This is a genomic window from Metaclostridioides mangenotii (genome assembly GCF_018917235.1).
GTDB lineage: Bacteria > Bacillota > Clostridia > Peptostreptococcales > Peptostreptococcaceae > Metaclostridioides.
This window is the reverse complement of the sequence record NZ_JAHLOF010000004.1, coordinates 139,916-152,730: the sequence shown is the minus strand read 5'-3', so window position 1 is coordinate 152,730 and position 12,815 is coordinate 139,916. Positions and strand designations below refer to the sequence as shown.

General features: G+C 29.9%; 11 protein-coding genes. All 11 read right to left on the bottom strand.

Features of this window, described 5'->3' with window-relative positions; genetic code table 11:
- Positions 1 to 20 precede the first annotated feature (20 nt).
- The gene (gene mtaB, locus KQI18_RS07865) at positions 21 to 1,319 is read right to left on the bottom strand and encodes a tRNA (N(6)-L-threonylcarbamoyladenosine(37)-C(2))-methylthiotransferase MtaB (protein ID WP_216467236.1); all 1,299 of its coding nucleotides are present in this window, start codon (positions 1,317 to 1,319) and stop codon (positions 21 to 23) included.
- A 1-nt stretch (position 1,320) separates the two neighbouring features.
- Positions 1,321 to 2,073, bottom strand: coding sequence for a 16S rRNA (uracil(1498)-N(3))-methyltransferase (locus KQI18_RS07860; protein ID WP_216467235.1), 753 nt, complete (start codon positions 2,071 to 2,073; stop codon positions 1,321 to 1,323).
- A 30-nt stretch (positions 2,074 to 2,103) separates the two neighbouring features.
- On the bottom strand, positions 2,104 to 3,051 hold the full coding sequence (prmA, locus tag KQI18_RS07855; RefSeq protein WP_216467234.1) for a 50S ribosomal protein L11 methyltransferase: 948 nt from the start codon (positions 3,049 to 3,051) through the stop codon (positions 2,104 to 2,106).
- Positions 3,052 to 3,169: 118 nt separating this feature from the next.
- Positions 3,170 to 4,105, bottom strand: coding sequence for an ROK family protein (locus KQI18_RS07850; RefSeq protein ID WP_216467233.1), 936 nt, complete (start codon positions 4,103 to 4,105; stop codon positions 3,170 to 3,172).
- A gap of 365 nt (positions 4,106 to 4,470) precedes the next feature.
- Positions 4,471 to 5,628, bottom strand: a complete 1,158-nt coding sequence (gene dnaJ, locus KQI18_RS07845; protein WP_216467232.1) for a molecular chaperone DnaJ — start codon at positions 5,626 to 5,628, stop codon at positions 4,471 to 4,473.
- Positions 5,629 to 5,791: 163 nt separating this feature from the next.
- The gene (gene dnaK, locus KQI18_RS07840) at positions 5,792 to 7,645 is read right to left on the bottom strand and encodes a molecular chaperone DnaK (RefSeq protein WP_216467231.1); all 1,854 of its coding nucleotides are present in this window, start codon (positions 7,643 to 7,645) and stop codon (positions 5,792 to 5,794) included.
- A gap of 132 nt (positions 7,646 to 7,777) precedes the next feature.
- On the bottom strand, positions 7,778 to 8,368 hold the full coding sequence (gene grpE, locus KQI18_RS07835) for a nucleotide exchange factor GrpE (RefSeq protein WP_216467230.1): 591 nt from the start codon (positions 8,366 to 8,368) through the stop codon (positions 7,778 to 7,780).
- A gap of 27 nt (positions 8,369 to 8,395) precedes the next feature.
- Positions 8,396 to 9,415 carry a heat-inducible transcriptional repressor HrcA gene (hrcA, locus tag KQI18_RS07830; protein WP_216467229.1) on the bottom strand — a complete coding sequence of 340 codons (1,020 nt, stop codon included), beginning with the start codon at positions 9,413 to 9,415 and terminating at the stop codon, positions 8,396 to 8,398.
- A 101-nt stretch (positions 9,416 to 9,516) separates the two neighbouring features.
- Positions 9,517 to 10,638: a radical SAM family heme chaperone HemW gene (hemW, locus tag KQI18_RS07825; protein ID WP_216467228.1), complete on the bottom strand. Its 1,122-nt coding sequence runs from the start codon at positions 10,636 to 10,638 to the stop codon at positions 9,517 to 9,519.
- A gap of 293 nt (positions 10,639 to 10,931) precedes the next feature.
- Positions 10,932 to 11,081, bottom strand: coding sequence for a cyclic lactone autoinducer peptide (locus KQI18_RS07820; RefSeq protein WP_216467227.1), 150 nt, complete (start codon positions 11,079 to 11,081; stop codon positions 10,932 to 10,934).
- A gap of 376 nt (positions 11,082 to 11,457) precedes the next feature.
- Positions 11,458 to 12,789, bottom strand: a complete 1,332-nt coding sequence (locus KQI18_RS07815; protein WP_216467226.1) for an ATP-binding protein — start codon at positions 12,787 to 12,789, stop codon at positions 11,458 to 11,460.
- Between the last annotated feature and the right edge of the window lie 26 nt (positions 12,790 to 12,815).

Below are 12,815 nucleotides of genomic sequence, written 5' to 3'. Positions count from 1 at the left end.
AAATAATGTAATTCTACATATTATATCAAATTTCCTTCAACAAAATCATCATTTACGTCAATTATTTTCACTTTTTTTATTAACCCTTGTAAATCCGTGTCACTTTTAGCGTAAACTCTGATGTAATTAGTAGTCAAACCCTCATATATATTATCTCTTAAATTTTTTTCGAATAGAACTTCAAGTTCATTGCCTATAAATCTTGATGCATATTTTCTAAAGTTCTCATTGCTCATATTAATAAGCTTTTCACTTCTATCATGTTTGATTTGAGGATCAACTTGATCTTCCATATTTGCAGCCGGAGTGCCTTTTCTAATAGAGTATTTAAATACGTGCATTTGTGTGAGTTCAAGTTCCTTAAGAAAATTGTAGGTAATTTCAAATTCTTCCGCTGTCTCTCCTGGGAATCCGACTATTATATCTGTAGTAATAGCTACATTTGGTATTCTCTCTCTAAGCCTATCAACAATCTCTTTATACTCCCTTGTTGTATATCTTCTGTTCATTCTCTTTAAAGTCCCATCACAACCACTTTGAAGTGATAAATGATAGTGAGGACAAAGCTTTTTATTTGTCGATATCTCATTTACAAATTCATCTGTAAATAAAATAGGTTCAACTGAACTTAGTCTTATTCTATCAAGACCATCTATCTGGCTAAGTTTTTTAATTACATCTAAAAGAGTTAACTGATCATCAATCAAATCTTTACCATATGAGGCAACGTGAATACCAGTTAAGACTATCTCTTTATAACCACTATCAACTAAATTTTCTGCCTCTTCAACTATATTTTTTATATCTCTACTTCTTACTCTACCTCTAGCATAGGGAATAATACAGTAAGAACAGTATCTATCACACCCATCTTGTATTTTCATAAATGCTCTTGTCTTATCATTAGTTTGACTTATCTCTATTTCTTCAAACTCTTTTATTTTCATAATATCGTCCACTGTACTTATCTTTTTCGATAAATCTAGTTTTTTGATCTCTTCTACTATATTTCTTCTATCATTAGTTCCCATTACTAAGTTAACTTCGTCAATATCTAAAATCTCTTCTGGCGATACTTGAGAATAACATCCCACAACAGCTATAAGTGCATCTGGATTAACCTTCTTAACCCTTCTTATATATTGACGAGATTTACGATCACTCATATGAGTAACTGTGCATGTATTTATAACATAAACATCGGCGTAATCTTCGCTATTTACGTGTTTGTATCCATCTTTTTCGAACATTTCGATCATTGCCTCTGTTTCGTACTGATTTACTTTACAACCTAAAGTATAAAATGCTACTTTTTTCAATTTACACTGCTCCTCCCAAATCACTAAGCTCATAAAGAACTATTGATGTCGCTACAACAGATGCTGTTTCTGTTCTTAAAATTCTAGGTCCCAAAGATACTACTTTTGTTTCTATAGACTGTATCTTTTCTATTTCCTCTTCATCAAATCCGCCCTCAGGCCCTACAAATATTCCGATAGTATTTATATCTTTACCTTTAATAGAATCCTTTATAGACACTGTTTTTTCGTTCTCATAAGGACATATATTCATGTTATTATCTTTCATATCTTTAAGAGCTTCTTTAAAACTTAAAACTCCTCTGAGTTTAGGGATTTTTCCTCTTTTGCTCTGTTTTGCAGCTTCATATATGATACGTTCCCAACGCTCAAGTTTTTTTTCTTCTTTTTTGTTATCAAATTTTACTACACTTCTTTTGTTTTGTACTAGTACTATTTCATCTACTCCTACCTCTGTCAATTTCTGAAGTATCATCTCCATCTTAGTTCCTTTCGGTAGTCCTTGATAAAGCCTAACTTTGACATTTGGCTCTCTGTTTACATCTAGCTTTTCTATAATATTAAGAGTAATTTCATCTTTAGATATATCGTCTATCTCGCATATATACTCGCTTTTTTCTTTATCGCATATCTCAACTTTATCACCAATTCTAGCCCTTAAAACCTTAGAAATATGTTTTACGTCATCACCAGTCATTATACAAGTCTTCTCTTCTAAATTTATATACTCTTTATCCACAAAGAATCTATCCATATCATTCTCCTAATTACACATAATAAACGCTTAGTTATTCTTTTTACAGACAATTGCAGCCCACTCACCCTGTCTATTAACAGTTATTACATCAAAGCCATTTTCAATAAGACACTCTTTAACTTCATCAACCTTGGCAAGTATTATCCCTGATGATATAAACACTGCATCGTCTTTCATAAAATTTGCAACATCTTTTGCTAGTATTTCTATTATATCTGCAATTATATTTGCTACAACTATATCAGCTTTACCCTCAACTACTTCTGTTAGATTACCATGAAGCACTCTTACACTGTCCTTTACTTCATTTTTGTCTACATTTTCTTTCGATACTGTAACTGCAACCTCGTCTAAATCAACAGCAACTACTTCTCTCGCACCTAACTTTGCTGCAGCGATTGCAAGTATTCCACTTCCACATCCAATATCAAATACAGTTGAATCTTTTGATACATATTTTTCTAACTCTTGTATACACATACTCGTTGTCTCATGAGTTCCTGTACCAAAGGCCATACCTGGATCAAGTTCAATAATTAAATCTCCCTCGTTTGGCGAATACTCTTCCCAAGTTGGTTTAACTACTACTTTTTCCCCAACTTTTGTAGGTTTATAGTAAGCCTTCCAATTATTAGCCCAGTCTTCCTCATTTACATTTCCTAAATCAATACTTCCCTTTCCAATATCTATTCCAAAATCTCTCAATGATAAAATTCTATTCTTTATAATCTCTACAAACTCAGTTATATTTTTTTCTTCTGATATATATGTTTTTATAACCACATCCTCTTGATGTCCTTTTGTCATAAGCTCTTCATCAACATAATCCCAATCTAGCGGATCATGCTCCTGAAATAAGAAGTCCTTTGGATCTTCTATTATAGATCCATTTGCCCCAGTTTCATATAGTATATTTGTAACAGCTTCTACAGCCTCTGTAGATGTTTTTATATCAATTTCAATCCAATTTTTCATAAAATTCCCGTCCTTTAATATTTTTCTACCATTCTTAATTATAACACAAACAACCAGATATTTTTTAATATTAGTATTCGTAAATTTGTATTTTATATGCCAATATGTAGTAAAGTAATCATAAAGATGCTGCACCTATAATACCTGCATCCGATCCTAAAGCTGCACATACAATATCGCAGAACTCTTCATCCTTGTATATAATATACTTTCTAACTTCTTCTTTCAAAAAAGGAAGAAATATATCACTCGACTTTGAAACTCCTCCACCAATCGAAACTACATCTGGATCAAGTATATTTACAATTCCAGCAATTCCGATACTTAGATATTTTATAAATCTTTTTACTGCATTTACTGCCAATTCATCGTTTATTCTGTACGCAGTGAAAACTATCTCTGCATTTATCTTACTCAAATCACCATCTACAATATCATATATAGAGGTATTATATCCATCTTTTATACAATTTTTTACATAATTTGTTATTGCCGTAGCTGAACAAAATGTTTCAAGGCATCCATTATTACCGCAGTTACAATTATAAAAATTATCTCCAACTACTATATGTCCTATTTCAGAACCTATATTATGACTTCCGGAGCATATCTTTTGATCTACTATAATTCCACCACCTACCCCTGTTCCTATAGTATACATTACTGCTACAGATTTATTTGCCATACTTCCAAATTTTGCTTCTCCTAAAGCTGCTGCAGTAGCATCATTTTCAACTTTAAAATTGTGCAGTGGCATTTTTTCTTTTAGTTTTCCAATGAAGTCACTATCATTCCATCCTAAGTTAATACACTTAACTAAACCATTCTTCTTTACAATACCTGGAATACCTACACCTATTGAATTTAGGTTACAGTTAGATATATTTAGATTTTTTAATAAAACACTTAACAAAATTTCAATATCATAAATCATTTTTTCTACACTTTTATTTTCATCAAGTTTTTTGCTAGAGCGAGCTAATATTTTACCATTTGTATCAACTATACCAGCCCTTAAATTAGTACCACCGATATCAATTCCTAAATTATACATAAAACCTCCTCAGTCAATACATTATATAAAAAAGTCCCATAATTACATGGGACTTTCATCAAACAAATATTAAAATTTTTTCGAATTTTTCTTTTAAAGAGTGTGATTGTTGTAATTTTTTTTATAAATCTTACGTATTTATTTTACCATAAATAAAATTATTGTGACAATCAATTAAATAATATTGTACTGTATTCCACAATTATTTTAATTTAGCTAATAGTTTTGTCCATACAAATAATAATATTATTAAAAATGATTAAATTATAATATCTCCTATAAAAAAAATTAATAGAATACAAAAAATCTCAGAAGAGATTAAAAATCACTTCTGAGATAACCATTTTTTCCAAAAAACAGCTTTTTTACTTTTTTTTAAACATATCCTCTATCTTTTGCCCGAAACTCCTCTTCTTCTCATGAACATTGCTTCCGCACTCTACTGCGAATTGTTTTAGAAGGTCTTTTTGAGTCTCGTTTAATTTCTTAGGAACTTCAACGACAACTTTAACATACTGGTCGCCTCTAGAGTTCCCTCTAATTTTTGGTATACCTTTTTCTTTTAGTCTGAATACTGTTCCTGTTTGAGTTCCCTCCGGAATAGTATATTTAACTTTACCATCAAGAGTAGGAACTTCAATTTCATCTCCCAATGCTGCCTGAACAAATGTTATAGGCATCTCAAAGTATATATCATTCCCTTCTCTTGTAAACAGATCATGTGGTTTTACTGAAACAAGTATATAAAGATCTCCTCTTGGAGCTCCTTTTTCGCCTACTTCACCTTGACCACTAAGTTTTATCATTTGTCCATCGTCTATACCTGCTGGTATATCTACTTCTATAGTCTTAGTTTTTCTTACACTACCTTTTCCATGACACTTTGTACATGGAGAATCAATAACTTCACCAGAACCATCACAAGTACTACATGTTCTAGTACTTGCTATATTTCCAAATGGAGTCCTTTGAACACTTCTAACTTGACCGGCCCCGTTACAAGTTGGACATGTCTTTTTAGAAGTGCCTGGTTTTGCACCACTTCCACCACAGGCGTCACACCCTTCACTTCTATTTATTTTAATTGAAGTTTTTTTACCGAATGCTGCCTCTTCAAACGATATCGTTACACCCTGTCTTATATCAGCGCCTCTTTGAGGTCCTCTTCTTTGGCGTCCACTTCCACCAAAGCCTCCTCCGCCAAATATATCGCCAAACATATCTCCAAATATATCTTCGAATCCTCCGAAGCCTTGACCTCCGCCAAAGCCTCCACCACCGAATCCACCTTGACCATTTAATCCATCGTGTCCAAATTGGTCATAAGTGCTTCTCTTTGATTCATCAGAAAGAACTTCATAAGCTTCATTTATCTCTTTAAATTTTTCTTCAGCATCTTTATCATCCGGATTTCTATCTGGATGGTATTTCATAGCTAATTTTCTGTATGCTTTTTTAATTTCTTGAGCATCAGCACTTTTGCTAACCCCCAATACATCATAATAGTCTCTTTTAGTACTCAAATTTCACACCACCTTAGTCTACAAAACAATAGCTTGTAGAGAAGTTGCTACAAGCTATTGTAATTCTTTTTAATATATTGACATTTCACTTATAGATATATTATATTATCTACTTTATGTCTTGTCTATCTATATTGATTATAGATTTATATTATAATTTTTATTATTTATCTTCGTCAACTTCTTTGAAGTCTGCATCTACTACATTGTCATCTTTTGGACCTTCATTAGCATCAGAAGCTTCATCAGCTCCACCTTGAGCTTGTTGTTCCTGAGCTGCTTGTTGGTATATTTCTTGAGATACTTTTTGGAATTTGTTCATTACTTCGTCTAGAGCAGATTTTATTTGTTCTGCTGTAGCATCTTCTTTATCTTTTACAGCTTTTAGATCTTCAAGTGCTTTTTCTATATCAGCTTTGTCATTAGCATTAATTTTGTCTTCTACTTCTTTTAAAGTTTTTTCAGTTTGATAAATTGTAGAATCAGCTTGGTTTACTGCTTCTATTTTGTCTTTTTTAAGTTTATCAGCTTCAGCATTCATTTCAGCTTCTTTTACTTTTTTCTCTATTTCTTCTTCTGATAAATTAGTATTTGAAGTTATAGTTATTTTTTGCTCTTTTCCAGTACCTAAATCTTTAGCATTAACATTAACTATACCGTTAGCATCTATATCAAATGTAACTTCTATTTGAGGTATACCTCTTTGAGCTGGTGGTATATCAGTTAATTGGAATCTTCCTAAAGTTGTATTATCGTAAGACATACTTCTTTCACCTTGAAGAACGTGTATATCAACAGCCGTTTGGTTATCCGCTGCAGTTGAGAATACTTGTGATTTTTTAGTTGGTATTGTAGTATTTCTTTCTATTATTTTAGTCATTACATTACCCATAGTTTCGATACCTAGTGATAATGGAGTAACATCTAGTAATAATAAATCTTTAACATCTCCAGCTAAAACACCTGCTTGTATAGAAGCACCTGCTGCTACACACTCATCTGGGTTTATACCTTTATGAGGGTCTTTTCCTATGAATTTTTTAACTGCGTCTTGTACTGCTGGTATTCTTGTAGAACCACCAACTAATAATACATCATCTATTTCACTTGTAGAAAGACCTGCGTCTTTTAAAGCTGTTTTAGTTGGTTCCATAGTTTTTTCAACTAATCCTGCTGTTAATTCTTCAAATTTAGCTCTAGTTAAGTCTAAGTTTAAGTGTTTTGGTCCTTCAGCTGTAGCTGTTATAAATGGTAAGTTTATGTTAGTACTCATAGTTGAAGATAATTCTTTTTTAGCTTTTTCTGCTGCTTCTTTTAATCTTTGAAGAGCCATTTTATCGCTTCTTAAGTCAACACCTTCTGTTTTTTTGAATTCGTCAGCTAAGTAATCTATAACTATTTGGTCGAAATCATCTCCACCAAGTCTGTTATTACCAGCTGTTGCCAATACCTCGAAAGTACCGTCTCCTATTTCAAGTATAGAAATGTCAAATGTACCTCCACCTAAGTCAAATACTAATATTTTTTTCTCTTGATCTAATTTATCCATTCCATAAGCAAGTGCTGCAGCAGTTGGCTCGTTTATAATTCTTTTAACTTCTAATCCTGCTATTCTACCAGCATCTTTAGTAGCTTGTCTTTGAGCATCTGTAAAGTAAGCTGGTACAGTTATAACTGCTTCAGTAACTTTATCTCCTAAGTAACTCTCCGCATCTGCCTTTAATTTTTGAAGTATTATTGCTGATATTTCTTGTGGTGTATAGTTTTTTCCGTCTATATCAACTTTGTAATCAGTACCCATATGAGTTTTGATTGATGTTATTGTTTTATCTGCATTAGTTACTGCTTGTCTCTTAGCAGGCTCACCTACAATTCTTTCACCGTCTTTAGTGAATGCAACTACAGATGGCGTAGTTCTCATACCTTCACTATTTTCTATAATTTGTGCTTCTCCACCCTCTAATACTGCTACACAAGAGTTCGTTGTTCCTAAGTCTATACCTATTATTTTTGCCATGATTAAAATCCTCCTTAAATACTTGTATATTTTTTAATCGAATTTTCTTTTAATAATTGTATTTTTATAGATTTACTAACATTTTATACTTTAGTTTGTATACTATTTATTATAATTTTACCTACAATGCATTTAGCAAGACACTTTTACCATTGAAGCTCTTATTACTTTCTCTCCTAGTTTGTATCCTTTTTGAAGTTCCATTACAACCTTATTTGGTTCTATACCTTCAACATTTTCTTGCATTACTGCTAAATGATAATTTGGATCAAACTCTTGATCTAAAGCTTCTATATGTTCAAGTCCTAGTTTAGATAATGTATCAATTAACTGTTTGTGAACCAAATCTATGCCTTTATACATACTATCATCTTTGTCCTCACAAGCATCTAATGCTCTTTCCATACTGTCTATAACCGGAATTAACTCAGTCATAATCTTTTCATTTGCAAACAATGAAAGAGAATCTTTTTCTTGTTGAGTTCTTCTTCTATAGTTTGCATATTCAGCTTGAAGACGTTGATAATTATCTGTTAGTTCATCTAATTCATCTTTTAACTTCTTTTCATCAATTTTTGAATTTATATCAGTAACATTATCACCCTCTACTGTATCTTCACTTTGGGCAGTGTCATTATCAGTTGATGAATCTACCGACTTATTGTCTACTAAGTCGTCTTTTTCTAATACTTCCTCATCTTGTTGCTGTTTTTTGTTATCCAAGATATACACCTCTCAACTTCATTTTTTTTACCTTTTATCAATTAAAATACTCATATAGTTTATTATAGAGTAAATTTTTGCGTAATCCATTCTAGTAGGTCCAATAAAACTAATTTTACCTACTAAATCATTATCAACATTATAAGTTGCTGTAATAATACTACAATCCTTCGCCATTTCAAAATCATTGTCGCTACCAATTACAATATTAAGATTATCCTTTTTAATCCCTGACGATTTTATCATACTAGCTAAATTATCTTTTTCCTCTATCATATTAAGGAATGATTTAGCTTTTAATATATCGTTAAACTCTGGATAGTTAAATATATTAGTGGCTCCATTCAACGATAATGAAAAGTCCTCATCTGTCATGTTGGAGTTTAAAACATGCAGTAATTTATCAATAAGAGCTGAGTAATCACTTATCTCATATTTTATGTAGTTTATAAGTGATTCATCTAAATCCTTGATACCCTTACCTCCAAGTTTTCTTGTAAGATTATCGGAAATCAAGTTCAATTTAGATTGATCTAAATACATCTTAGTAGTCAGATTAGATTTTTTAATCTCACCTCTATCTGTAACTACTATAAGCAAAATATTGTTATCATCCATTGATACTAACTGAATATGTCTAATAACACTATGCTTTGGTGCGCTGCTTGTAACAGCTATCGTTGTATAATTAGTAAGAGTAGATAATAACTTAGATGTATCATGTATCAACTCTTTTATGTGATTTACATTATGCTCCATGCACTGCTTAATCAGTATTTTGTCATTATTATTTAGCTCACTCTTGCTCATAAGTGAGTTTACATACAATTTATAGGCCTTCTCGGAAGGCACCCTCCCAGCAGAAGTATGAGGTTGAATAAGATATCCTTGTTCCTCAAGATCAGCCATTTCGTTTCTAATAGTCGCAGCACTGATTCCTAAATCATATCTCTTTGATAGACTTCTAGAACCTACAGCCTCTGCTGTTTCTATATAATCTTTAACAATAGCTTTGAGGATATTAAGTTTTCTTTCGTTTAAATCCATCTTTGTTACCTCCCTAGCTGTTAGCACTCACTAGCTACGAGTGCTAAAAAGATTATATATATTATATATCACTTCTAGAATTTTTTGTCAACACTTTTTAATTAATTTAAGAATTCTATAAATACGCTATTCGATATTTCACGCCCTTTTTGTGTCAACATTATACCAGTTTCGCATTCATTAATTAAATTTCTATTTGATAATTCTTTTATTTGTTTAGAATATACGTTCGAAAAATCTATATTAAATTGTTTTTTAAAGTCTTCATATTTAATGCCTTCATTCATTCTTAGCCCCATAAATATTTTTTCTTCTATACTATCTTTTGTAGATAATTCATCGTTATAGACTATTGGTTTTTTTCCGTCTGTTACCATATCATGGTATTCATCTAAAGATTCTACATTATTATACCTTTTTTTATCAAGATATCCAGATGCTCCAGCACCTACCCCTATATAATGATCACATCTCCAATAACCTTTATTGTGTTCACATTCATAGCTATCTTTTGAGTAGTTCGAAATCTCATATTGATGATAGCCTTTTAAACTTAAGTATTTTATTGCATATCTGTACATGCCTATATCTGTATCTTCATCATTTAATTCAAATTCACTGTGTTCATACATCGTATAAAGTTTTGTACCTTCTTCTAATATTAGGGAGTAAGCTGATATATGTTTTGGATTTAGCTTTATAACTGTTTCCAATGTTTCTATCCAATCGCTCATTGTTTGGTTTGGCAAGTTGTACATTAAGTCTATGTTTATATTATCAAGTCCTACGTTTATTGCATCGTTATAATTTTTAAGGAAATCTTCGTATGTGTGAATTCTTCCAATATATTTAAGATGCTTCTCTTGAATTGCTTGTAAACCAATGCTTAATCTATTTACACCAAGTTGTTTCATTTTTTTAAGCTTATCCAGTGTAAGTGTCCCTGGATTACACTCTATTGTTATTTCTGCATCTTTCTTTATATTGTAATTTTCTTTTATATTATTAAATAATTCTTCTAATTCTTCTTCTGTTAGTATGCTCGGTGTTCCTCCTCCTATAAATACGCTTGATATTTTATCTTTAGTTTTGTACATTTTCATTTCTTTTTTTAGGTCTTCTAAGTATCTCTTCTTTTGGCTAAGGTCTAAGTTGTATGAGTTAAAGTCGCAGTAGTTACACTTTTTTATGCAAAATGGTATGTGTATGTATAACATTAACATGGTTTTCCTTCTTTCTTTTTCTGTTTATTATATTATATAATTGATTAAAAATTAATAATTAGGACCTTTAAAGTGCTTTAAAGGTCCTAATTATTAATTTTGCTTACATATAAAAAAGAGTCCTTAAAGCTTTCTTGCTTAAAGACTCTAAGTATTATTATTAATTAAAATCTTTCGATTTTTTTAATATATTTCATAATAAAAATAACAGATTATGCTATATAACATTTTATACATAACCTTTATAATTTAAACATTTTGAATATAAAATAATTCTTAAATAAAAATTAATATTACTTTAAGGATTTTTTCATATTTTTAACTTCCTCAGGTATCTCACTTTGGTGCGCCATCCATACGCAAGTAACTTGCGCTGACATCAGTGCAACAACAGGTGCTAAAGCAATTAACTTCTTAAATAATTTTAAACTTCTCAATTTCATAATAATTCCTCCTCTAAAATTTAGTTTTTATAAGGAATATACTATAAATATTCAAACATCCACAAAGTAAAATATCATTATAAATAAATTGATATTTGTATATTAATTTTATCCTAAAATAGGGATTAAAATTGATATTTCAAATTTAGCTTCAGTATAGTCTATATAAATCTCTCCATTATATTTATAAACTACTACTTTAAACACTTTATTAGCATTATCCAATAGGTTTGCAAAAATAATACATTTCCTTTATTCTAACATAATAATCGTACTCCATAAACTTTTTTTATATTTTATTTAATTTTCTAATATTATTTTCTTATCTTTTAGATATTAAAAATAAGGATCTATATTCAATCATAAAAGATCTTAATTAATAACTATAATTCATTTTCACTTTAATTGGTATTAATATGGTTAATATAAATTCATGATCTGTAAAATCTACGGATACTTCACCGTTATATTTTTTAACCACATCTTTTATGTTAATTAGTCCAATTCCATGGAAAAATCCATCCTTTTTATCTGTGAGTATTTTTTTATTTCTACTTATTATTTTATTTGTCTTTGTGTTTGATATTTTTACTAAGCAAAAACCATTAACATATTTTACCTTAATATCAATCTTCTTTTTTATATCTTTATTATTTATTTTATCACAAGCTTCTATGGCATTATCTAAAGAATTAGCAAATATAGTACAGACATCATCCATTTCCATAAAATCAGATTTTGAGAAATCTATATATGAAGTAAGTTCAATATCATTTTCAATGCAAATAGATTTCTTTTCACTTAATATAATATCAAGGACTTTGTTTCCTGTATTAAATGAATTATCTAACTTATTTAATTCTAAATTCAAACTATTTACATAATCCTTTGATTCATTATTATCACATAAATTTGCAATACACATTAAATGATTTTTCATATCATGATATAATTTTCTTACTTTTATATTATTTTCCTCTATATTAATATAGTAATTGTATTCCATATCTTTTCGTTTATTTCTTAATGTGTGTTCCAAAATAAGTTTGTTATCCTTAATAATCTTCTGTGTGATAAATATTAATGAAATATTCGATATTAATAATAATATTGCTATAAAAAATATTATTAAATTGCTTACTTTTCTATTTTCAAAATCGCCAATACCACTACCAAAGATAATAAATAAACTAAATATATTGGTAACTATTGGAATAGCTATATAGAGAAAATCTTTTATTGCAATTTTGCCATAAAATCTAAAGTAACTACAAAATGAAGCTGTTATTACTAGTAGAGTTTTCGATAATATTATAAGTTCAAGCCTGAATACACCTCTATATACAACTAATTTCAAATCATTCAATGAATTTAAATGCATAATAGCCACCATGCTAAGACTTTCTAAACTCATCGATAAAGTCCAAAATATTAATACAATCATGAAACATTTTTTTATTTCTACTTCATAATTCTTTTTATAAAAAATAAAACTAGCTCCTATTGCAACTAACGCTCTAATGTCAGGTAGGATATTCAATATTAACATTATTATTAAAAGACTTACCATAACTGTAAAGCTTATATTCCTATATTTATCACTCGTCTTTTTATCAGAAAATATATTTAAAATATAATAAAGTACTGAAAATTCAATCAATATTATTGATGAATCAAATACTCCCCAAAACACTGAATTATTTAACATTACAATCTCCTATTTAGTTTTTACAA